Source organism: Ferrovibrio sp. MS7 (genome assembly GCF_038404985.1).
In the GTDB taxonomy this organism is placed as follows: Bacteria; Pseudomonadota; Alphaproteobacteria; order Ferrovibrionales; family Ferrovibrionaceae; genus Ferrovibrio; species Ferrovibrio plantarum.
The window spans coordinates 273,232-295,202 of record NZ_JBBKBA010000002.1; the positions used below are offsets into that span (position 1 = coordinate 273,232).

At 64.0% G+C, this 21,971-nt stretch carries 25 protein-coding genes; 9 read left to right on the forward strand and 16 right to left on the reverse strand.

Annotation, left to right across the window (positions count from 1 at the left end):
* Positions 1-21: 21 nt before the first annotated feature.
* Positions 22-432 carry a DUF2000 family protein gene (locus V6B08_RS14470; RefSeq protein WP_341982096.1) on the forward strand — a complete coding sequence of 137 codons (411 nt, stop codon included), beginning with the start codon at positions 22-24 and terminating at the stop codon, positions 430-432.
* On the opposite strand, the gene V6B08_RS14475 is transcribed toward V6B08_RS14470, so the two are convergent.
* A complete protein-coding gene (locus V6B08_RS14475) occupies positions 429-1,568 on the reverse strand; it encodes an aminotransferase (protein ID WP_341982098.1) in 1,140 nt (379 codons plus the stop codon). The two genes, V6B08_RS14470 and V6B08_RS14475, sit on opposite strands and share 4 nt — an antisense overlap.
* Positions 1,569-1,576: 8 nt before the next feature.
* Positions 1,577-3,091, reverse strand: a complete 1,515-nt coding sequence (locus V6B08_RS14480) for a malonate--CoA ligase (RefSeq protein ID WP_341982100.1) — start codon at positions 3,089-3,091, stop codon at positions 1,577-1,579.
* Positions 3,092-3,240: 149 nt separating this feature from the next.
* On the opposite strand from V6B08_RS14480, the gene V6B08_RS14485 reads away from it, so the two are divergent.
* Together V6B08_RS14485 and V6B08_RS14490 are read left to right on the forward strand one after the other, a co-directional pair.
* The gene (locus V6B08_RS14485; RefSeq protein ID WP_341982102.1) at positions 3,241-4,050 is read left to right on the forward strand and encodes a DUF4394 domain-containing protein; all 810 of its coding nucleotides are present in this window, start codon (positions 3,241-3,243) and stop codon (positions 4,048-4,050) included.
* Positions 4,050-4,403, forward strand: a complete 354-nt coding sequence (locus tag V6B08_RS14490) for a cupredoxin domain-containing protein (protein WP_341982104.1) — start codon at positions 4,050-4,052, stop codon at positions 4,401-4,403. Before V6B08_RS14485 ends, V6B08_RS14490 begins: the two co-directional genes overlap by 1 nt.
* Here V6B08_RS14490 and mtgA read toward each other — a convergent pair.
* Positions 4,390-5,082, reverse strand: coding sequence for a monofunctional biosynthetic peptidoglycan transglycosylase (gene mtgA / locus V6B08_RS14495; protein ID WP_341982106.1), 693 nt, complete (start codon positions 5,080-5,082; stop codon positions 4,390-4,392). The genes V6B08_RS14490 and mtgA overlap by 14 nt on opposite strands.
* A gap of 116 nt (positions 5,083-5,198) precedes the next feature.
* Here mtgA and V6B08_RS14500 point away from each other — a divergent pair, with 116 nt between their 5' ends.
* Entirely contained in the window at positions 5,199-9,041 is a 3,843-nt protein-coding gene (locus V6B08_RS14500) for a hybrid sensor histidine kinase/response regulator (RefSeq protein WP_341982108.1), read from the forward strand.
* A 3-nt stretch (positions 9,042-9,044) separates the two neighbouring features.
* Here the strand turns inward: V6B08_RS14500 and V6B08_RS14505 are convergent, their stop codons facing one another.
* Positions 9,045-9,692: a response regulator transcription factor gene (locus V6B08_RS14505; RefSeq protein WP_341982110.1), complete on the reverse strand. Its 648-nt coding sequence runs from the start codon at positions 9,690-9,692 to the stop codon at positions 9,045-9,047.
* A gap of 119 nt (positions 9,693-9,811) precedes the next feature.
* Here V6B08_RS14505 and V6B08_RS14510 point away from each other — a divergent pair, with 119 nt between their 5' ends.
* Positions 9,812-10,288, forward strand: coding sequence for a PAS domain-containing protein (locus tag V6B08_RS14510; RefSeq protein ID WP_341982112.1), 477 nt, complete (start codon positions 9,812-9,814; stop codon positions 10,286-10,288).
* Here V6B08_RS14510 and V6B08_RS14515 read toward each other — a convergent pair.
* The 10 genes from V6B08_RS14515 to V6B08_RS14560 all read right to left on the reverse strand — a co-directional run bounded on the left by V6B08_RS14515 (position 10,268) and on the right by V6B08_RS14560 (position 17,886).
* On the reverse strand, positions 10,268-10,636 hold the full coding sequence (locus V6B08_RS14515) for a hypothetical protein (protein WP_341982114.1): 369 nt from the start codon (positions 10,634-10,636) through the stop codon (positions 10,268-10,270). The two genes, V6B08_RS14510 and V6B08_RS14515, sit on opposite strands and share 21 nt — an antisense overlap.
* 16 nt (positions 10,637-10,652) lie before the next feature.
* A complete protein-coding gene (locus tag V6B08_RS14520; protein WP_341982116.1) occupies positions 10,653-11,873 on the reverse strand; it encodes an MFS transporter in 1,221 nt (406 codons plus the stop codon).
* Between the two features lie 105 nt (positions 11,874-11,978).
* Positions 11,979-12,581: a hypothetical protein gene (locus tag V6B08_RS14525; protein WP_341982118.1), complete on the reverse strand. Its 603-nt coding sequence runs from the start codon at positions 12,579-12,581 to the stop codon at positions 11,979-11,981.
* Positions 12,578-13,753, reverse strand: a complete 1,176-nt coding sequence (locus tag V6B08_RS14530) for a M48 family metalloprotease (protein WP_341982120.1) — start codon at positions 13,751-13,753, stop codon at positions 12,578-12,580. The genes V6B08_RS14525 and V6B08_RS14530 overlap by 4 nt, the downstream gene beginning before the upstream one ends.
* Positions 13,750-14,331 (reverse strand): hypothetical protein, encoded by a 582-nt coding sequence (locus V6B08_RS14535; protein WP_341982122.1) that lies wholly within the window; start codon positions 14,329-14,331, stop codon positions 13,750-13,752. Before V6B08_RS14535 ends, V6B08_RS14530 begins: the two co-directional genes overlap by 4 nt.
* A 224-nt stretch (positions 14,332-14,555) precedes the next feature.
* Entirely contained in the window at positions 14,556-15,131 is a 576-nt protein-coding gene (locus tag V6B08_RS14540; RefSeq protein WP_341982124.1) for a hypothetical protein, read from the reverse strand.
* Positions 15,132-15,155: 24 nt separating this feature from the next.
* Positions 15,156-15,344 carry a YqaE/Pmp3 family membrane protein gene (locus V6B08_RS14545; RefSeq protein ID WP_341982126.1) on the reverse strand — a complete coding sequence of 63 codons (189 nt, stop codon included), beginning with the start codon at positions 15,342-15,344 and terminating at the stop codon, positions 15,156-15,158.
* A 32-nt stretch (positions 15,345-15,376) separates the two neighbouring features.
* Positions 15,377-16,039, reverse strand: coding sequence for a lysoplasmalogenase (locus V6B08_RS14550; protein WP_341982130.1), 663 nt, complete (start codon positions 16,037-16,039; stop codon positions 15,377-15,379).
* Positions 16,040-16,051: 12 nt separating this feature from the next.
* Positions 16,052-17,020, reverse strand: coding sequence for a malate dehydrogenase (gene mdh / locus V6B08_RS14555; protein WP_341982132.1), 969 nt, complete (start codon positions 17,018-17,020; stop codon positions 16,052-16,054).
* Positions 17,021-17,124: 104 nt separating this feature from the next.
* Positions 17,125-17,886, reverse strand: coding sequence for an SDR family NAD(P)-dependent oxidoreductase (locus tag V6B08_RS14560; protein ID WP_341982134.1), 762 nt, complete (start codon positions 17,884-17,886; stop codon positions 17,125-17,127).
* 104 nt (positions 17,887-17,990) lie between these two features.
* Here V6B08_RS14560 and V6B08_RS14565 point away from each other — a divergent pair, with 104 nt between their 5' ends.
* Entirely contained in the window at positions 17,991-18,320 is a 330-nt protein-coding gene (locus tag V6B08_RS14565; RefSeq protein WP_341982136.1) for a YkvA family protein, read from the forward strand.
* On the opposite strand, the gene V6B08_RS14570 is transcribed toward V6B08_RS14565, so the two are convergent.
* Entirely contained in the window at positions 18,317-19,093 is a 777-nt protein-coding gene (locus tag V6B08_RS14570) for a glutathione S-transferase family protein (protein WP_341982139.1), read from the reverse strand. The two genes, V6B08_RS14565 and V6B08_RS14570, sit on opposite strands and share 4 nt — an antisense overlap.
* Before the next feature lie 167 nt (positions 19,094-19,260).
* Between V6B08_RS14570 and V6B08_RS14575 the strand changes: the two genes are divergently transcribed.
* Both V6B08_RS14575 and V6B08_RS14580 read left to right on the forward strand, forming a co-directional pair.
* On the forward strand, positions 19,261-19,704 hold the full coding sequence (locus V6B08_RS14575; RefSeq protein WP_341982141.1) for a hypothetical protein: 444 nt from the start codon (positions 19,261-19,263) through the stop codon (positions 19,702-19,704).
* Positions 19,701-20,168 (forward strand): DUF1569 domain-containing protein, encoded by a 468-nt coding sequence (locus V6B08_RS14580; RefSeq protein ID WP_341982143.1) that lies wholly within the window; start codon positions 19,701-19,703, stop codon positions 20,166-20,168. Before V6B08_RS14575 ends, V6B08_RS14580 begins: the two co-directional genes overlap by 4 nt.
* A 137-nt stretch (positions 20,169-20,305) precedes the next feature.
* Here V6B08_RS14580 and V6B08_RS14585 read toward each other — a convergent pair whose 3' ends face one another.
* Complete coding sequence (locus V6B08_RS14585) at positions 20,306-21,394, reverse strand: alkene reductase (RefSeq protein ID WP_341982145.1); 1,089 nt, start codon at positions 21,392-21,394, stop codon at positions 20,306-20,308.
* Between the two features lie 213 nt (positions 21,395-21,607).
* On the opposite strand from V6B08_RS14585, the gene V6B08_RS14590 reads away from it, so the two are divergent.
* On the forward strand, positions 21,608-21,967 hold the full coding sequence (locus V6B08_RS14590; protein WP_341982147.1) for an ArsR/SmtB family transcription factor: 360 nt from the start codon (positions 21,608-21,610) through the stop codon (positions 21,965-21,967).
* The last annotated feature ends 4 nt before the right edge of the window (positions 21,968-21,971 follow it).

The window sequence follows — 21,971 nt, forward strand, 5'->3', positions numbered from 1 at the left end:
CCGGACCGGCAGACTGATGCTATGCAGTTCGATACCAAGATCGCCCTGGCGCTGCGCGCCGATCTCCCTGTCTGGCAGAAACTCAATGTCGCCGCCTTCCTGGCCAGCGGCATCACCGGCAGCGACCCTGCCCTGCTCGGCGAACCCTACCAGGATGCCTCCGGCAACCAGTATCTGCGCATGGTGCGCCAGCCGATGCTGGTTTTCGCCGCCGATGCCACCGACCTCGCCCGCGCCCATGCCCGGGGGCTGGAGCGCGGCGTGCGCATGGCAGTCTATATCGAGCCGATGTTCTCAACCGGCCACGATGCCGCCAACCGTGAGACGGTGGCCGCACGCCAGGCCAGCGACTTGCCGCTGGTCGGCATCGCCCTGCATGACGAGCGCAAGCTGGTCGACAAGGTGCTCAAGGGCCTGAAACTGCACCCTTAGCCAGAATACGCCTTCAGGCGTTTGGCAGCTTCATCGAGCGTCGCGTTGGTCTTGGCGAAGCAGAATCGCACCACGTTGCGAACATGGTTCTCGGCATAGAATGCGCTGACCGGAATAGCGGCAACGCCGGCCTCTGCCACCAGTTTCTGGCAATAGGCGGCATCATCGGCATTGGCGCCGAGATCGACATTGACAAAGTAGGTGCCCTGGCTCGGCAGCACAGTAAAGCCGGCTTCGCTCAGGCTTTTCGAGAAGCGGTCGCGCGCCGCTTGCAGTTCGGCGCGCATGCCAGTGTAATAATCATCGTCCTTCATCAGGCCATAGGCCACGGCAGCCTGCAGGTTCGGCGGCGTGGTGAAGGTGACGAACTGATGCGCCTTGGCCAGCACGCGCATGATCTTCGGTGCAGCGACAACCAGACCGACCTTCCAGCCGGTGAGCGAGAAAATCTTGCCGGCCGAGCCGATCTTGATGCAGCGCTCGCGCAGTCCGGGCAAGCCGATCAGCGGCTGATGCTGGCGGCCATCGAAAATCACATGCTCCCAGACTTCATCGCAGATCGCGATGGCATCATGCTCGATCAGGAAGCGGCCGAGCAGTTCCAGGTCCTCGCGCGGGAAGATGCTGCCCGCCGGATTGAGGGGGTTGTTCAGCAGCACGGCGCGGGTCTTCGGGGTGAAGGCGGCGCGCAGGTCTTCTTCCGTGATGCGCCAATGCGGCGGCTTCAGCGTGACGAAACGCGGCACGCCACCGGCGCGCTGCACCAGCGGCAGATAGGCATCGTACATCGGCTGGAACAGCACCACTTCATCGCCCGGCCGCAGCACCGCCATCAGCGAGTCGGCCAGCGCCTCGGTGGCGCCAGAGGTCACCATCACCTCGGTTTCCCAGTCGATATCGAGGCCCTGGAAGCGCTTGTAATGCGCAGCGACAGCCTGGCGCAGTTCAGGGATTCCCATCATCGGCGGATACTGGTTCCAGCCATGCACCACCGCTTCCGCCGCCTTTTCGCGCACATCCAGCGGTCCTGGATCATCGGGAAAACCCTGGCCCAGATTCACCGCCTGGTGCTCGCGCGCCAGCCGGCTCATGGTTTCGAAGATGGTGGTGGGGATATCGGCGAAAATCGGATTCATGGTGACGCTTACTTGTAGAGGTCCTTGAACTGATCGCGGAGCAGGTTCTTCTGCACCTTGCCCATGGTGTTTCGCGGCAGGTCTTCCATGAAGATGACGCGCTTGGGCTGCTTGAACTTGGCCAGGCGGCCTTCCAGCGCCTTAAGCACGGCAGCTTCGTCCAGCGGCGAAGCCTTGTCCTTCACCACCACCGCCGTCACGCCCTCGCCGAAATCCTTGTGTGGCACACCGACCACGGCGCTTTCGATCACGCCCGGCATGCCATCGATCTCGGTTTCGACTTCCTTGGGATAGACGTTGTAGCCACCGGAGATGATCAGATCCTTGCCGCGACCGACAATATGGACATAACCGCGGTCATCAACCTTGCCGAGATCGCCGGTGATGAAGAAACCGTCATCGCGGAATTCAGCCTTGGTCTTTTCCGGCATGCGCCAGTAGCCCTGGAACACATTCGGGCCCTTCACCTCGATCATGCCGATATCGTTGGTGCCAAGCAGCTTGCCGCTTTCCGGATCGGCGATGCGCAGGGAAACCCCCGGCAGCGGGAAACCCACCGTGCCGGCAATGCGCTCGGCATCATAGGGGTTGGAGGTGTTCATGTTGGTCTCGGTCATGCCGTAGCGCTCGAGAATGCGATGCCCGGTGCGGGCTTCCCATTCGCGGTGCGTATCGGCCAGCAGCGGCGCCGAACCGGAAATGAACAGGCGGATATGCTTGACCAGATCCTTGTTGAGGTCCGGATGCTCCAGCAGGCGGACATAGAAGGTCGGCACGCCCATCATGCTGGTGGCGCGCGGCAGCAGCTTGATCACCTGATCGGCATCGAATTTCGGCAGAAACAGCATCGAGGCGCCGGCCAGCAGCACGACGTTGGTGGCGACGAACAAGCCATGGGTGTGGAAGATCGGCAATGCATGCAGCAGCACATCCTTCGCCGTGTAGCGCCAATAGGCCTGCAATGTCTCGGCATTCGAGAACAGGTTGGCATGGCTCAGCATCGCGCCCTTGGAGCGCCCGGTGGTGCCAGAGGTGTAGAGGATCGCCGCCAGATCATCCGACTTGCGTTCGACCGGCGCGAAGCTCTCGGCAGCGCCCTGGATGGCCTCCATCAGCGTGCCATCGGCCTTGCTACCAAGCGTGAGGCAATGCGCCACGCCAAGCCTGCCGGCAAGGGCGGCGAGCTCATCAGCACCCTTCGGCCGGCCGACGACGATGCGCGGCTCGGCATCACCGATGAAGTATTCCAGTTCGGCCAGCGTGTAGCCGACATTGAGCGGTAAATAGACACCACCCGCCGCAACCACACCGAGATACAGAATCAGCGCTTCCGGCGACTTGTCCAACTGCACGGCGACCCGGTCACCCGGCTGCACACCCAGGCGAATGAGCGTGTTGGCGAAGCGCGCCGCCAGCTTGAAGGCATCGGCATAGCTGAACACGCGGCCATCATCGGCCTCGATGAAAGTCTTGGAGGGGTCGCTGACCCGCGCCTGAACTAAACTGACAAGATTGTGATTCATCCCGGTCGTCCCGTTATCCCCTTCCAGGGGTTCGATTTCGCGCCCCATTACGACCAAGGCAGGCTGCTCATGCAAGCCTTGGGGTGATCTATCCTGGCTGATTTTCCGTACTAAAAGTGGTAACTAGTCGGTCGCTCAAGGAGGAACCTATGCGCCCTGTCACCTTTACGCGTCTTGCCTTGTCCCTCGGCCTCGGCCTTGGTCTCGGCACCGCCATCGCCCAGCCGGCCCAAGCACTGGACCTGGCTGGCCTGAACAACCGCAACGAGTTGGTGCTGTTCACCGACAAGGCGCCCGGCAAGGCCAGGACCCTGCCGGTCACCGGCGTCGAGGGCAAGCTGCTCGGCATCGACCTGCGACCGGCCACCAACACGCTCTATGGCATCAGTTCCTCGGGCGTGCTCTACACCATCGACACCAAGACCGGCGCCGCCAAGGCCGGCCCGAAGCTGAGCGTGGCGCTGGATGCCATCGATGCCCTGGTGGTGGACTTCAACCCGCAGGCCGACCGCCTGCGCGTGATCGGCTCGACGGGCCAGAATCTGCGCGTGAATGTCGAGACCGGCCAGACCATCGTGGACGGCAAGCTGGCCTACAGCGCCAAGGATGGTGCTGCCGGCAAGGCGCCGATGGTCACTGCCGGCGCCTATATCAATTCCTATCCCGCGGCGAAGCAGACTCAGCTCTTTGAATTCGACAGCGGCTTGCCGGCCTATATCGTGCAGGACCCGCCGAATGACGGTCAGCTCCGCACCATTGCCGCCGTGAAGCTGAACAAGGGCGCGGTGATCAGCGGTATCGATATCTACACCGATACCAAGGATGACTATCACGGCTTCGCGGTGATCGGCGCCGCGCTTTACCGCTTCGATGTCGGCACCGGCAAGCTTGGCCGCATCGGCACCGTCGGCAAGGGCGACGCCGCCCTGATCGATATTGCCGTGCTCAACCTGCGCTGATGGCCCTGATCCGTCCGCGCGACCTGCTGCTTGGCCTGGCCCTGGGCATCCTGGGGCTGGGCCTTGCGCTGCTGCCCGGCACGGGCATCGGGCAGGCAAATCAGGCTGTGATCCGCCAGCAGGGCATCGCCTTCGCCCCAGCCAGCGCGCGCATCGCAGTGGGCGGCAAGGTGGTGTTCGAGAACCGCGACCCCTTTGCGCATAATGTCTACTCACCCACTGCCGGCGGCACTTTCGATATCGGTCTGCAGGAGCCTGGCGCGGAAACCAGCGTCAGCTTCGCCAAGGCCGGCGCCTATGAAGTGCGCTGCCGTATCCACCCCAAGATGCGGGCCGAGATTACCGTGCAGTGAGGAAGCAGCCGGTCTGCTCAGACCCGAGCCGGCCGCTGCGGTTGGTAATCGTGGCGGCGCGCGCCTCGATATAGGCGGTGGGCCGTGCCGCGCTCCAGCGGATCGGATTGGGCAGCACGGCGGCAAGACGCACCGCCTGTGCCTGGGTGAGGTCCGCAGCCGAGCGACCGAAATGGGCCTGAGCGGCGGCTTCAGCGCCAAAGATGCCTGGCCCCCATTCGGCGATATTCAGATAGATTTCCAAAATCCGCCGCTTTGGCCATAGCATATCCAGCGCCAGGGCCAGCGGCGCCTCCAGTGCCTTGCGTACGAAGCCGCCGCCATTCCATAGAAAGAGATTGCGCGCCACCTGCATGCTGATCGTGCTGGCGCCACGCAGCCGTCCGGATTCCTGATAATCCTCCAGGGCATCGCGCACCGCGCCAAGATCGATGCCGGCATGCAGGCAGAAGCGGGCATCCTCGGAAGCCACCACTGCCTGCCGCAATGGCCGGGCAACCCGCTCCAGGGCAACAGGGCGAAAGCGGATGCTTTCGCCCTGCACGGCGCGGATCGCCATCAGCGGCGTTGCCGGCGGGTCAACCCAGCGATACAGCACCAGCCCTGCGGCCCAGAGCAGCAGCAGGAAGCAGAAGGCCAGTAGAGCCATGCGCAGGAGGCGACGGAACAGTCCAATCATGACGCCAGGAAAACCGCGAAACTGGGCGATTTCAAGGAATTGATGCCTGGACAGGGGCTGCCCGCCGGGGGTTTACTCGGCCCAGGCGCAACAACTATGGGGAGGCATGGCGCGGGATGCTGCAGGGCACGGCAATTTTGCTGCTGTCGCTGGCCTATCTCGGCCTGCTATTCGCCATCGCCCATGCCGGCGATCGGCTTAGCCCACGCTGGTATACAGGCCGTATCGGCGCCATCATTTACTCGCTGTCGCTGGCGATCTATTGCACCTCCTGGACCTTCTATGGCTCGGTCGGCCGCGCCGCCACGGTAGGCGCAGACTTCATCCTGATCTATGTCGGCCCGATCCTGGCGATCACCGCCGGCTATCCGCTGATGCGCAAGATGATCGCGGTATCGCGGCGCCAGAATGTCACCTCGATTGCCGACTTCCTCGGCTCGCGCTACGGCAAGAGCCGCGCTGTTGCGGTGCTGGCGACCCTGACAGCCGTGATCGGCGTGCTGCCGTATATCGCGCTGCAGATGCAGGCGGTGACCATCACCTTCGAGGTGCTGGTCGGCACCGATGTGGCGCACCTGCTCAACGCCACCCTGCCGCCGCCCTGGCGCGACACTTCGATGTTCGTCGCCGCCATCATGGCGCTATTCACCATCCTGTTCGGCGTGCGCAGCGTGCAGGCGACAGAGCAGCATCGCGGCATGATGCTGGCCATTGCCTTCGAATCCCTGGTCAAACTGGCAGCCCTGCTGCTGGTCGGCAGCTTTGTTGTCTTCGGCCTGTTCGACAACCCGGTACGGCTGCTGTCCGCCATCGTCGATGCTCCCGACCTGACGCAGCGCCTCACGGCCGGCTTCGGCACCAACTGGATCGTGATGACGATCCTCTCCGGCTTTGCCTTCCTCTGCCTGCCGCGTCAGTTCCATGTCGCGGTGGTGGAGCATGGCGACCCCTCCTCGCTACAGACCGCCCGCTGGCTGTTTCCGGTCTATCTCATCGTCATCAACATTTTCGTGGTGCCGATTGCCGCCGCCGGCCTGCTGCTGATCGGCAAGGGCGCCAACCCGGACCTGTTCGTCATCACCCTGCCGCTGCTGGCGGAACAGCAGGCGGTCGCCGCCTTCGCCTTCATCGGCGGCCTGTCAGCGGCCACCTCGATGGTGATCGTCGCCTGCATGGCGCTATCGATCATGGTATCGAATGAACTGGTCACGCCCTTCCTGCTGCGCTCGCGCGCCGGCGGCTCCGGCGAGGTCGGTCGCCTGGTGCTCAATGTGCGCCGTGGCGCCGTGGTGGTGATCCTGCTGCTGGCCTATATCTACCATTCCTGGATCGCCGGCCATCTGCCGCTTGCCTCCATCGGCATGATCTCGTTCTGCGCCGTGGCGAATTTCGCGCCGGCAGTGCTGCTCGGACTCTACTGGCGCGGCGCGCATCGCTATGGCGTGATCGCCGGCCTCACCGCCGGCTTCGCAGTGTGGCTCTACACCTTGCTGCTCCCCTCCATTGAGGGCGCCAAGCGTGGCACGCCAATGCAGCCGCCGCTGGCCGATTATCTGCCGGCGCCACTGGATGGCTTTGATCCGACCCTGCAGGGCTTCATTGCCTGCCAGATCGTCAACCTGATCCTGCTGGTGCTGGTGTCCTTGCTGGCAGCACCGCGCGCCCGTGATATCGAGCAAGCGGAAATCTTCGTCTCTGGCGGCGATGGCGATCTGCCACAACCGCCAGTCAATGACGACGCCACGCATGATCCGCGCATCGAGGAACTACGTGCCGTTGCTGTCCGCTTCCTTGGTGTCGACCGCGTGCAGCGCGCCTTCGGCAACCGCCGCATGAGCCTGCCGGAAGCCGTTGCCTTCACCGAGCATCTGCTTTCCGGCGCCATTGGTGCTGCCTCGGCGCGCATCGTGATGGCCTCGGCCCAGGCCAAGGGCAATCTCAGCCCGCGTGCCGCCCGCGCCATGCTGGGCGAGGCTTCGGAAGCGATCCGCCACAATCTCGATCTGCTGCGCACCACACTCGACCATATCGGCCAGGGTATCGGCGTGTTCGATAACCAGCGTCGCCTCGCGGCCTGGAACCAGCGGTTCTTCGACCTGCTCGGCTTGCCAGCCAATCTCGCCGAGATCGGCGTGCGGGTGGACGACATGGCGAGCCACGGTACGCCGGAGTTGACCCAGATCCTGGCTACCCATGCGCCGCGCTCGGGCACCGGCAGCCGCATCCATGAACGCCGCCGCAGCGATGGTGCTGTACTGGAAATCCGCATCGACCCGATGCCGGACGGCGGTTTCGTCGCCACCTGCACCGACGTGACCGAGCGCGTGCGTGCGGCGGAGGCCTTGCGCGCCTCGGAACGCGCCATCCGTGTCTATACCGATAACGTGCCGGTGCTGATCGCCTATGTGGATCGCGATGAGCGCTACCGCTTCACCAACATGCCATTCCGCCGCGCGCTGAACCTGCCGCAAGAGCAGATCGACGGCAAGCCAATCCGCGAGATGCTATCGGCGGAACGCTACGAGCGCCTGCGGCCCTATATCGATGCGGCGCTGGCCGGACGGCGCCAGAGTTTCGAAATCGAATTCCCCACCAACGACGAAAAGATCGAGGTGGCGCAGGGCACCTATATCCCGCACCGCGATGCCAGCGGCAGCATTGCCGGCTTCTTCCTGTTGTATCAGGACATCACTGAGCGGCGTCGGGCCGATGCCGCGCTGCGCGCCGCCTATGCCAGCCTGGAACGCCGCGTCGCCGAGCGCACCGCCGAGCTGGAAAAATCCCGTGCCGAGGCAGAGGCCGCCAATCTCGGCAAAACCCGCTTCCTTGCCGCTGCCAGCCATGACCTTTTGCAGCCGCTGCATGCCGCACGGCTATTCACCGCCGCGCTGGCCGAGCGCGAACCGGAAAACGATCTGGTCGCCCGCATCGACCATGGCCTTGGCGCGGTGGAAGCCCTGCTCGATGCCCTGCTCGATATCTCCAAGCTGGATGCCGGCGCGGTGCGGCCGGAGCCGCGCCCGGTGGCGCTCGACCCCTTGCTCGGCTCGCTGGTTGCCGCCTTCGCGCCCTTGGCGGCGCGGCGCGGCGTTTCGCTCAAAATGGTGCCGACACAGTTGACGGTACAGAGCGATCCGGCGCTGCTTCGCCGCGTATTGCAGAATTTCGTTGCCAATGCCATCCGCTATTGCCGCCTGGATGCCGGCAACCGCCGCGTGCTGATCGGCTGCCGCCGCAGCGGTGAGTCCGTACGCATCGAGGTATGGGATAACGGCCCCGGCATTCCCGCCGACAAGCGCGAGGTGATCTTTCAGGAATTTGCCCGCCTGGAAAATCCGCAGGTGGATGCCGGCGAACGCGGCCTAGGCCTGGGCCTCGCCATCGTCGAGCGCGTCGCCCGCATGCTCGACAGCCCGATCACGTTGCGCTCCGAAGTCGGGCGCGGCTCGGTTTTCGCCATCACCGTGCCGTTGGCCGCCGCCGAAGCGTCGCCGCAGCCGGCGGCGCAGCCGGCACCGAGCATGGCCGCCGCCAGCCTGGAAGGCTGTTTCGTGCTCTGCATCGACAACGAGGCCGGTGTACGCGAGGCGATGCATACCCTGATCGGCGGCTGGCATTGCGATGTCGCGGCGGTGGAAAACCTGGAAAACGCCCGCCAGGCAGCCGCACAGCGCGGCCGTGGCCCGGATATCATCCTGGCCGACCTGCATCTCGGCGATGGCATGGAAGACCGCGCCGATGGCCTGGATGGCCTGGAGGTGATTGCCCGGCTGCGCCAGGATTGGGGCCGGCAGATTCCGGCGGTGCTGATCACCGCCGACCGCGCCCAGGATCTGCGCCGGCGTTGCCAGGGGCTGGGGATTGACCTGCTGCACAAGCCGGTGCGCCCGGCGGCTTTGCGGGCGCTGATCAGCCAACGCTGGCGCCCGACCGCGAAACTCGACGCCACCGGCGACTAGGAGCTATTCCCCACTCACCGAAAAGCGCCGCGCCAGGATCACTGCCTGGGTGCGGCTGCGCACGCCCAACTTCTTCAGGATGGCGGTGACATGCGCCTTCACCGTGGCCTCGCCGACGGAAAGCTCATGGGCGATCTGCTTGTTCAGCTTGCCCTGCGAAAGCAGGTTCAGCACGCGCAATTGCTGCGGCGTCAATTCCGCCACGCGGCGCGGGAAATCATCGCCCGAGCCTTCCGCTTCCTCAGCTTCCGCCGGCAGCCAGACATCGCCATCCAGCACCGCCTGCAGCGCCGAGGAAATGGTTTCAAGCGCCGCCGATTTCGGCACGAAGGCGGCGGCGCCAAAATCCATGGCGCGGCGCATCACCGCCGGCTCGCGGGTGGAGGAAACAATCGCCACCGGCACGGCCGGATAATCCGCCCGCACCCCGGCCAACCCGGCAAAACCATCCATGCCTGGCATGTCGAGATCAAGGATCAGCAGATCAACACTTTCCAGGCGATCCAGTTCAACCCGGGCCTCATGCAGGTTCGCGGCACCGACAACGCGGGCGCCGGCCAAGGATTGCCGCAATGCGCCGGACAGCGCCTCGCGCACCAGCGGATGGTCGTCGGCAATAACGATGGTAAGCGGCGCTTCAGCCACGGTCACCCAGTTCCTTCCCCTGGGGCCAAACTAACGGGCAGCGGTGGACCGCGCAAGCGCGTGGGCCTACCATGGCCCCACGACCTTGGGAGAGGCCCTTGTATCCCGCTCCGCTGAATAACTGCATGCCGGAACTGCGCGCGCTCTACGATTACTGGCGCGGCAAGCGGCACGGCAGGCGATTCCCGTCGCGCGCCGATATCGATCCGCTGGAGATACCCCGCCTGCTGGAACATATCGGCCTGATCGACGTGATGGAGGGCGGAGAGGAATTCAGCTACCGGCTGGTCGGCACCGGCATCGCACGCGCTTTCGGCGAAGACCCGACCGGCAGGCAGGTCGGCGCCTCCACCGGCGGCAGCTATGCCAATGTGATCCGCGAGGCCTGCCGCCGTTGCTGGGAAACTGCGCAGCCGGTGCTGTTCCGTGGCATCTACCGCACCCGGGAGCATAACGACCTCTGGGCCGAACGGCTGCTGCTGCCGCTAGGCGTAGCGGCACAGCCGAACATGCTGCTGTTCTGCCTGGTACTGCGCCAGCCACAATCCGATTACCGGCTGGAGAATACGCCGATCGACCTGCTAGCCGAAGCGCCGGAATGACAGCGGTTTCGGCGGCATCCCGGTGCAGCCCGAGAGCGTGAAGGCCTCGAACGGCTCGGCGCGATAAACCGCCACCGCCCCAGCCTGGCGCAGCCGCTCGGCAAAGCCCGGCGATCTGTCCTCCACCACCAGCATGTTGGGCAGCCATAACTCGCGGGCGATGGCGCCGCCGGCCCGGCTGGCGGCGGCAAAGCTTTGCTGCCCGCCATGGCGCAGCGGAAACACCGCCAGCAGGCGGCCTTCGGCGCTATCGGGCAGATCGGCCTCGGTCAGCGTGGCGGACAGGCTGAAACCCCAGGCAGCCAGTGCCGCCAGCAGGAAACCCGCAGCGAGCAGGTGCCCGCGCATGGCCGCCGCCGCCGGTTCAGGCCGAGGCGGGCGCCGCACGTACCAGCGGCCGCTCGTCGATCGGGTAATGAACAATGGCGGAGAAGATGCCGAGCGCAGCGCTGATCCACCACACGATGTCATAGGAGCCGGTGAGGTCGAACAGCCGGCCACCGAGCCAGACGCCGAGGAAGCCGCCGACCTGGTGGCTGAAGAACACGATGCCGAACAGGGTGGCCATGTAGCGCGGGCCGAAAATCTGCGCCACCAGGCCGGAGGTGAGCGGCACGGTGGAGAGCCACAGCAGACCCATGAAGAAAGCGAAGATCAGCACGCTGGTCTGGGTCATCGGCATCAGCACGAACACGGTGATGACGATGGCGCGGGCGAAGTAGATGAAGCTCAGCATGTATTTCTTGCTGTGCTTGCCGCCGAGCACACCGGCCGTGTAGGAGCCGATCACGTTGGCGAGGCCTACCAGCGCCAGTGCCCAGGCGCCGGTGCGCGGATCCAGGCCACGGTCGACGACATAGGCCGGCAGATGGGTTTGGATGAAGGAGACATGGAAACCGCAGACGAAGAAGCCGGCGATCAGCAGCCAATAGCTGCGCTCACCGCCCGCCTCCTTCAGCGCCTCGCCCATCGACTGCTTCGGCCCGGCGGTTTCCGGCGTCTTGCCGGCCAGCGCCGTGGAGAGCGGCACGATGGCCAGCGCGAACAAGCTGAGCAGCACCAGGGCGAAGGCCCAGCCATGGGCGGCGATGAAGGCCTGGCCCAGCGGCACCATCAGGAACTGGCCCAGCGAGCCGGCTGCCGTACCAAGCCCCAGCGCCCAGGAGCGGCGCTCCGGGCTGACCATGCGGGCAATGGCAGCCAGCGCCACGGTGAAGGAAGTGCCGGCCAGACCCACGCCGACCAGCACGCCGGTGGTCAGGGTCAGGGTCAGGGGGTCGCTGGAAATCGCGGTCAGCGCCACACCGACAGCATAGAACACCGCCCCCACTGCCAGCACGCGGCCAGAGCCGTAGCGGTCGGCAAAGGCACCCGCAAACGGCTGCCCGAAGCCCCACAACACGGTCTGCACGCCGATGGCGAAGGCGAAAACCTCGCGGCCCCAGCCATTGGCTACGCTGATCGGCTCCATGAACAGGCCGAAGCCGGAGCGGACGCCGAAATTCAGCAGCGCAATAGTGCAGCCGGCAACGATCACGACCAGCGGGGTACGCCAGCCGAAGGCAGGGGCGGATTGGGCACTCATCTCGGGACTCCGGGGGTGTTATTTATGACGGGCATCCTGAAACTAGGGCCGCCAAGAAGCAAGTCCAGATTTAAAACTTTCCCGCGGTTCAGGTCTGTAGCCGGTTCAGCCCGTGATACGGGCCGACTCAATCATCCGTTGCACGTTGGCCTGCCGCAACTGAAAGTGATGCAGCTTGGTACCGGAATAAAAAATCATGTAAAGGCGGTCACCCTTGACCGCCACATACGCCAAGCCGGTACGGTCGACCTCATCCTTGGTTACGAAGTGGAAGTCGAAGCGGAAACCTTGAACGCCGCCGAAAGTGACCGGCTGGATATTGCTGCCCTTTGCAATCGTTGCACTATTCACCTTGGTAATGGTGGCTTCCCACAGTTCGACAATTTCCGTTGGTGTCATGGCCGAGCGAAAGATCAAGGGCGACTTGTCGGTATCGTTGGATATCCGCAACACCGCGCCGCCATCGCGCACCCCACCAATGAACATAATGCTGTTCAGGGTCGGCGAGTCAGCGGTCCAAACAGCAAGCGGGGCACTGCTTTCAACCCGCAGCATGTTGGCCTTGTTCCAGGGCATATCCACATCGACGCGGAAATTCGCCACATCGCTGCTGGAAGCCGGCACCAGGGTGTAGGGTGCGCAGGCCGCAACAAGCAGCAGCACAACCAGGGCCAGAGAGCGCAGGCAGAAGATACGGATATGGGTCATGAAATTTTTTCCAGGTAGCTAGAGATGATCAAGCGATCTTCGGCATCGGGCCGTAGCTCAAGGTATTTACGGAAGGATTTTACCGCTTCTTCGTGCTGGCGACGGCGGCGCTGCAACAGGCCAAGCGCGCGCCAAGTCTCCGGCGGCGGGTTATCGGCTGCTATGGCACGCTGGTAGGTTTCCTCGGCCTGGGTGGTGTCATTAGTTTCTTGCCGCAGGCGGTAGACTTCTGCCTCGAAGAAAATCAGTTCGCCATCATTGGGCTGTTCTTTTTGCAACCGGCGAAGCAGCACCAGCGAGCGATCATACTGGCGCAGCCGTAATTCATCTTCGAGCATCATGAAACGGATGTGGCGCACATGGTCGCGGTAACGCGAGGCGAAGTCTTCCCCCTTATTGCCAAGTTCGTTGGCCCGCGTTTTCAAGGTATCCATACGCTCCTGCGAAGCGGGATGGCTCGCAAACAACAAGCTCTGCCCCTTGTAATTCTTGTCAGCCTCAGTCTCCTCGATCATCTGCTGCCAGACCTCAGAGGCTGCCATGGGCTGGTATCCGGCGCGCGCCATGGCATCGATGCCATAGCGGTCAGCCTCGCGCTCATGCTCGCGGCTATAGGCAAAGTTACCCGCAATCAGAATCAGGTTGGTGAGGTTGCCCACCGCACCAACACCGGCTGCCGCCAATCCCATGCTCAGAAACACGCTGAAATCAGCGCGCGCCCTGAGATCACGCATACGCGCCAGCGAATGCTTATGCACATAATGGCCTATTTCGTGGCCGATTACGGCCGCAAGCTGCGCCTCATTCTTCACGCGCAGCAGTAATCCACTCCACACCTGCATCATGCCGTTGGGATACATTGTGGCATTGAAAAGAGGCGTCCGGATCAGGTAGACTCGCATGTCATTGCGGAATTCTGGGCTGAGTCGCCCGATAATATCTTCCAGATACTGGTTCCACTCGGCATCGCGCATACGGTACCGTGACCGTTGGGTTTCGCGCTCCGCCTTCTCAACGCTGAGCCAAAGACCACCTTCATCGGTATTCGACGCTGGCCGATAGCCGGAGACCATCGGTGCTTCATTGCCCGTGGTCGCATTGCAGGCCGCCAATCCGGTCAGCGAGCAGGCGCAGAGCCCACGCAGCACATAGCGGCGATTATGGCTAGTCATTTCGGCAATTGTGCCATCAGATTTTCTGCCGTGTTGGCGGCACCCTCGGCGCTACGCAGATCGCCATGCCCGCGCGCCAGCAGGTTGAACCACACGATATTGCCGGTTTCGAGTTCTACCAGCGAGGCAAAGCCAAGCTGCTGTCCGCCCGGCAGTGCCACGCCAAAGGCCGCCGCCGCCAGGAACATCACCACGGCACGGCCGCCGCTGGTGTAGCTGTCGCGCACCCAGACGAACAGGGCGTAATCCGCGCCATACACCTCCTTGAGCACCTTGGCTGAGCTGCCGAGACTCCATTCGAAAGCACCTGCCTTGCTCGGCAGAGGTGGCTGTCCCATATAATGGTGGAGCAAGATCGATTGGCCCACCACGCCATGCAGCTTGATCAACTGGTTCGCCAGATCGTTGCGGGCCTCATCGGCCTTGCCGTCGCTGAACACCGCCATCTGGATGTTGCGATTCTGCTTTTCATTGCGGATCGACTCCAGCAGCAGCTTGTTGGCGGCCTCGGTCCAATCCGCCTTAACTTCCGGCATGCCACCGGCACTGAGCAGCGACAGCTCAACATCCAGAGGCATCAGAACCACCGTGGGCTGCTTCTCCGGATCTCTCTTCAAGGTAGTGGTGAGCTGATGGGTCCTGGTGTTGCAACCGGCAAGAATCAGTACGGCAGCGATCAGAAGTATATATTTACGCACGAGCTCCCCCAGGAATCACGAATATAGACAAAGTATATCTACTTTGACCTGCATAACAATAGGTTGCGTGAGTTCCGTGAGGGACTAAACTAATCGCTAGACGTTCACTCCTTGTCGCGCTCGGCATCGATGATCACCGGGCCGGCGGCCTGGGCACGCTGCTGCGCTTCCGCCGCCAGCAGGATCAGGCCCGCGAACACCCCCATGCAGAGGCCGAGCCAGGCGCCATAGAGCCCGAGGCCGAGGCCCAGCAGCACGGCGCCGATGCCAGCGGGATCCTGGCCCACCCAGTCAGCGAGCAGCAGCCCGGTGGCCAGTCCGACGCTGAGGCCGGCCACGCCATAGGGCGCCAGGCCACGCAATTTTGCCCAGGAGATCAGCAGCAGCAGCGGCAGGCCGCCGAGCAGCATGGCGCCGTACATCACGGCCGCGGCGCCGAGCGCCAGGGCGAAGCCGGCCGCCATCAGCGACCAGCCGAGCGGGCCGAGGACGACCAGCAGCAGCAACGGCGCATGGGCGGCGACCAGACCCAGCGGCGGTGCGATCAGCAAGGCGATGAGAAATTGCAGCGGCCGCGAAGATGGCACGCCGCGCACCCGCCAGCGCTGTGGACGTCGCGTCGTGCCGCTGTCTTCGGGGCCGTTGCTTGGCGCGCCGGGAAAACCGGGCAGATCGCTCACCGGAGAATGCTCACGATAGCGGCCTTAGACGCCCTGGCTTTCGCGGATCTTCTTGTCGGTATTGTACTGGCTCAGCGTATAGACCGCCCAGAGGGCGGCCGGAATCCAGCCGATCAGGGTGAGTTGCAGGATCAGGCAGATGATGCCGGAGAACGGGCGGCCGATGGTGAAGAACAGCAGGAAGGGCAGGAAGATCGCGATCAGCAGGCGCATGTTGGGTTCCCTGGAGAATGATTACGCCCAGTTTATCCCGAGGCAGCCGCATTGCGCCAGCCAAACAGGATCAACACTTGCGCCGCCACATAGATGATCCAGATTGCCGGGCCGGCCCAGGCGATGGGTTCCACGAATTTGTCCAGCGCAATAAGCGAGTCTGACAGGATGAAGCTGACCGCGCCCAATCCAACCAGTGGTTTGCCGGGCAAGAGCAAAGCCGCCACGCCCATGGTGATGATGGCGGCAACATAGCCATAAACCGGCAGCAGCAGCTTGCCGAGGCCGGGCGTCAGCACTGACAGCATGATGGCGGCATAGGCCAGCAGCAACACGATCAGCAGCCATTGCCGCAGCGACGGCCGCGCACGGTGTTTCAGGAACAGCGCCAGATAGGCGAGATGCGCCAGCAGGAAACTGGCCAGCGCCGGCACGAACAGGCGCACCCGGTCGAGCGCCAGGAACACGTCGCCGGCGGCGGAAAACATCAAGGCGATACAGAGCAGCTTGGCTATCGCATCGCCGCCGCGCCAGCGCCAGATGCTGAACGCCAGCAGCGGGCAGACGGCACCCTTGACCACAACGATGGCGATTTTCGGCACGGCCAGCAGCGGCAGCGCCAGATACAGCGCCGCCAGCAGCAACGCCAAAACAAACGGCGCGCCCAACGATGCCGGGCGCGCCGCGATAGTCATAGCCGGATAAACTTACTTGCCGAGCGACGGATCGATCGCCTTGCAGGCATCCACCAAGCCCTTTACGGCGTTGGCGGAATGCTCGAACATCTTCTTCTCTTCGGCGTTCAGCTCGATCTCGACAATCTTCTCGACGCCATTGGCACCAATCACCACCGGCACGCCGACATACATGCCGGACTGGCCATACTTACCACCATCCAGCCAGGCAGCGCAGGGTAGCACGCGGCGCTTGTCCTTGAGGAAGCTCTCGGCCATCTCGATGGCGGACGAAGCCGGGGCATAGAAGGCCGAGCCCGTCTTGAGCAGGGCAACGATCTCGGCACCGCCATCGCGGGTGCGCTGCACGATCTTGTCGATCTTCTCCTGGGTCGACCAGCCCATCTTGATCAGGTCGGGCACCGGGATGCCGGCAACGGTGGAGTAGCGGATCAGCGGCACCATGGTGTCGCCGTGGCCGCCCAGCACGAAGGCGTTGACGTCATTGACCGAGACATTGAATTCCTCGGCCAGGAAGTGGCGGAAGCGGGCGCTGTCGAGCACGCCGGCCATGCCGATCACCTTGTTGTGCGGCAGGCCGCACACTTCACGCAGCACCCACACCATGGCGTCGAGCGGGTTGGTGATGCAGATGACGAAGGCACCCGGCGCATGCGCCTTGATGCCGGCGCCGACCGCCTGCATGACCTTGATGTTGATGCCGAGCAGGTCGTCGCGGCTCATGCCGGGCTTACGCGCCACGCCGGCGGTGACGATGATGACATCCGAACCCGCGATATCGGCGTAGTCCTGGGTGCCTTTCAGCTTGGCATCGAAACCCTCGACCGCACCAGCCTGCGCCATGTCGAGCGCCTTGCCCTGCGGCAGGCCTTCGACCACGTCGAAAATGGTGATGTCGCCCAGTTCCTTCATGCCAGCCAGCAGGGCCAGCGTACCGCCGATATTGCCGCCGCCGATAAGGGCGATCTTCTTGCGCGCCATGGGGAAAACCTCCGGATTTTTGCTAGGGAAAAAGCCGGGCCTAGGCGTAGCGGGAAAAGCGCGGGCGGGCAAGGCCCGCGCCCCCGGTTTTCAAGCGTATTTTGTTACTTCGGCGCCATGCGGATGGCGCCGTCGAGGCGGATGGTCTCGCCGTTCAGCATCTGGTTTTCGCAGATATGGCGGGCCAGCGCGGCATATTCCTCCGGACGGCCGAGGCGCGACGGATACGGCACCGACTTGCCCAGGCTTTCCTGCGCTTCCGGCGGCAGGGCGAACATCATCGGGGTGCCGAACAGACCCGGCGCGATGGTGCAGACGCGGATGCCAAAGGAGGCGAATTCACGCGCCAGCGGCAGGGTCATGCCATGCACGCCGGCCTTGGAAGCGCCATAGGCCGGCTGGCCGATCTGGCCATCGAATGCAGCGACGGAAGCGGTGTTGATGATGCAGCCGCGCTCCTTGCCATCCATCTCGGCCTGCTGCTGCATGTGATGCGCCACCAGGCGGATCATGTTGAACGTGCCGACCAGGTTGATCTGCACCACGCGGATGAACTTCTCAAGCGCCACCGGGCCGTCCTTGCCCACCGCCTTCATCGGCGTGCCGACGCCAGCGCAATTGACCAGCACGCGCAGCGGGCCGACCTTCTCCGCCGCTTCCTTCACGGCGGCCTCGCCGCCCGGGCCATCGGCCACGTCGCACTTGATGGCAACGCCGCCGATCTCCTTGGCGGTCTGCTGGGCGAGTTCGAGATTCATGTCGAAGATCGCAACCTTGGCACCGGCCTTGGCCAGTTCACGCGCCGTGGCGGCACCCAGACCCGATGCGCCGCCGGTGACGATGGCGCCCACTCCCTTGAGATCCATGTTCTTCCCTCCTGATAGTTCACTAGCATTACAAAAAGCTGCCGGCCTTATAACCGAAACGCCCAAGCCTTGGCGATAGCCGGGCCAGCCCCCATATCCGGGGCATGGCCGATATCGAACCCGCCCGTTTCTGGGCCAAATTCAAGGCTGCCCTGAGCCACCTGCCCTGGGCCGACCAGCTCCTGGCAGCCTATTACTGCGCCACCGACAGCCAGACCCCGGCCCGGGTGAAAGCCATCCTGGCCGGCGCCATCGGCTATTTCATCCTGCCGCTGGATGCCGTGCCGGACTTCTTCGTCCTGCTCGGTTACACCGACGACCTTGCCGTGCTGCTGCTGGCCGCCAAGGCCGTGGAAGGCCATATAACCGAGGCCCATCGCGAACGCGCCCAGGCGGCGCTCAAGGCCGCCCGCGATGAGGCCGGTTCAAGCTAACCAATCAGGCCGCCAAAACGGATATTGCCCTTGGCCAAGCCTTCCTGGACAATGCTCACACCTCCTGCCCGCAGCATCCAGTCGAGCCGGTAATCGCGATACTGCCGCTTGGCCTGCGACCCGGCATAGGCTTCAGCCATTGCCTTGAATTCCGCTATGCCGGCCTTTGCCTCAGCCATGGTCTGCTGCACACTCGGCCGCTCCAGCGCGCGGGTCAGCCACGCGGCGAGCTTGCTGCCTTCTGGCGGCGGCGTGCGCTGGCCGCGCGCATTCATCACATGCGGAAACACCGCGCAATCGGCGCGGCCCCAGGCCTCACCGCCAAAATACGGTTTATCCCCGAGTTGCTGCTCGAGATAGGCGAAAAGTTGCTGCAGGCTGTTCTTTGCCTCGGCCAGGATTGCCGCCTGCAACTCGCCCTGGGCCCGGCGGAACACCGTCACCTCGCTGGTGCAGAAGATCACCGCCTCGAACGGGCCGTCGCAGAGTTCCTCAATCTGTCGGGCCCGGGCGCGGCCCAGCGGGTCCTTCGGCAGCAAAGCCGGCTCCGGCCATTTGTCCTCGATATAATCGAGGATGATGCTGGAATCCCATACCGCCGCATCGCCATCCAGCAGCAGCGGGATTTCGCCGCGCGGGTTGGCGGCGCGCACCGGATCGGCGGTCGTAAGATCAGTGCCCCGGATCTCAAATGGAATATTCTTTTCGCGCAGCGCGATTTTCACCTTCTGGGCGAAGGGCGACAACGCCACGTCAATAAGCACCAGGGCCATCTGCTTTCCTCCCACGTTACACTGTTACGGCAAGTGTCCGCGGCAGTGTGACGGCGGTCAAGCGTTCCCGACAAAACCGGGGGTAGCGAACTGCCGATGGATGAAGCCCCGGGGCCGGCCATGCTATAAACGTGGCCATGCGATTCCGCCCAGCCTCCCTGCTTCCCATGGCGGCCGCGTTCTGGCTTGCCGCCACCCCGCTGGCGGCGCAGAACCCGCCTGCCCCACCGCCGCCGCTCAAGGCCGCCCCGACCATCTTCCTGGCCGAGGGCACCGTGCTGGCCACCGGCCATGTGCTGGGCGGCGCCACCACCATCCCGGCCAATCCAGGCCAGGTGATCGTGCGCTTCGAGGACAACAGCACCGAAATCTGGACCGTGGAAGTCAGCGAGGGGGAGACCCGCGTGTTTCGCCCCGGCAATGTGCTGGTGGCCAAGGCGGAATTCGTCGCCCGCGAGCGCGACGGCCATCCGTCCTGCTTCATCTACCAGATGCATATCGCGCCGGAATGGATCGGGGCGCCCGGTGGCAGCAGCACCAGCGGCAAACCGGATATCAGCACCGCCGACGACAAGGTCTATTCCTTCCGCGAAGCGCCCTGCCCTAAATGAGTCAGGCGGATCTGACACTGGCTGACCTTCCCGCCGCGCGCCGCGTGCTGGAAGAATTGCGGAACCAGGGCAGCAGCAATCCAATGGCTGGGCCGGTCAGCCTGCATCAGGCGCTGCATCACTGCGCCCAGAGCCTGGAATACGGGTTGCATGGCTTCCCGCAGCTCAAGCCCGCCTGGTTCCGCGCCAGCATCGGCCCACTGGCGGCGCGTGTGTTCCTGGTGCGCGGCCGGCTGAAGCATGGCCTGGATGCGCCGATCCCGGGCGCGCCGGAAATTCCCCGCGAGGGTGACATGGCCGCCGCCTACACGCGGCTATTCGCTGCCATTGATGCCTTCGAGGCAGCGGCGCAGAACCGGGGAGCGCTGCAGCCGCATTTCGCCTATGGCGATGTCGCTCCTGCCGAGTATGCCCGGCTGCAGGCCTACCATATCGCCGAGCATCTGAACGCCTTGCGACGCTAGAGCGTGATGACGCTTGATTGATGCACGACGCTCGCCTGGTGGCGAACGGCCATGTGGACACAAAAACACGGCGGCGATGCTAGCACCGCCGCCGAAACCGTCTCAAGTTGACGTGGGGTCAGGCGTAAACGCGATGTTTATTCCGCAGCCTGGGCCATGGTCGGGTAATCGGTATAACCCTTGGCGCCGCCGCCATAGAGCGTGGCGCGCTCCACCGCATTGAGCGGCGCATCGCGGCGCAGGCGTTCCACCAGATCAGGATTGGCGATGAATGGCCGGCCGAAGGCGATCATGTCGGCTTCGTTCTGTGCCAGTACCGCCTGCGCCATGGCGCGGTCATAGCCGTTATTGGCGATCCACACGCCGTTGTAACGCTGGCGCAGCGCCTTGTAGTCAAAGCCGGCGCCGAAATTGCGGTCGCCGCCGGTGGCGCCCTCGATGATGTGGATATAGACCGGCTTCAGCTTGTTCAGTTCCTCGACCACATAGTTGAACAGCGGCTGCGGATTGCTGTCGGCGGCATCGTTGGCCGGCGTTACCGGCGAGATGCGGATGGCGGTGCGGTCGGCGCCCACGGCATCGGTGATCGCCTTCATGGCACCGAGCAGTACCTTGGCGCGGTTCTGGATCGAGCCGCCATACTCGTCGGTGCGCTGGTTCGAACCATCGCGCAGGAATTGATCCAGCAGATAGCCATTGGCGCCATGAGCCTCAACGCCGTCGAAGCCGGCGGCAATTGCATTCTCCGCCGCCTTGCCATAGGCGGCGATGATCGCCGGGATCTCGCTGGCGTCGAGCGCGCGTGGCTCGGACACATCGGCGAAGCCGCCATTCACAAAGGTCTTGGTCTTGGCGCGGATAGCCGAGGGCGCCACCGGCGCCTGGCCACCCGGTTGCAACGACGAGTGGCTGACGCGGCCGACATGCCAGAGCTGCAGGAAGATGCGACCGCCCTTGGCATGCACCGCGTCCGTCACCTTGCGCCAGCCGGCGATCTGCTCCGGTGAGTGGATGCCGGGCGTATCCTGGTAGCCCTGGCCTTCCGGCACGATCTGCGTCGCCTCGGCGATGATCAGGCCGGCATCGGCGCGCTGGCCGTAATATTCTGCCATCAGCTCGGTCGGCACATTGCCTGGGGCGGCGCGGTTGCGGGTCAGCGGCGCCATGGCGATGCGGTTCTTCAAATCATAGCGGCCCAGGCGAATGGGCGAGAATAAGTCGGTCATGCTGGGAATCCTGTGATCTGTCCGGAATGGGTTGCTGAGGCGGGCAGGCCTAAGATAGGGGTGGATCAGGGATAGGCAACAAGCCGCCGGGTGGCATTTTAATAGCCGCCATGTCGGGCGCCAAATGACCACCACCAGACGCCAGCGCAGAACGGCGCTTGACTCCTGGCGTGGCCATTATATGTTATTCGTCGAATAACGAATGGACTCGCCGTGACCACCCGCTCCACCACGAGAAAGCCGAAACCCAACGCCGATTGCTGCCCCCCTGGTGCGGCCCCCTCGGAACTGGTGGAGGCTCCGCGCCCAGAGGATGACGAACTGGCCGAACTGGCCAAAGCGCTTGGCCATCCGGTTCGCATTCTCATCATCCGCAACCTGCTGCGGATCGGCGCCTGCTATTTCGGCAAGCTCGCCGACCTGCTCCCCGTGGCCGCGTCAACCGCCTCGCAGCACCTGACCATCCTCAAGGAAGCCGGGCTAGTCAAAGGCGATATCAGCGATGCCCGCCCCTGCTATTGCGTGGATGTGAAGAAACTGCGCCGTCTGCAACACCTGATCGGCGACCTTTAAAAAA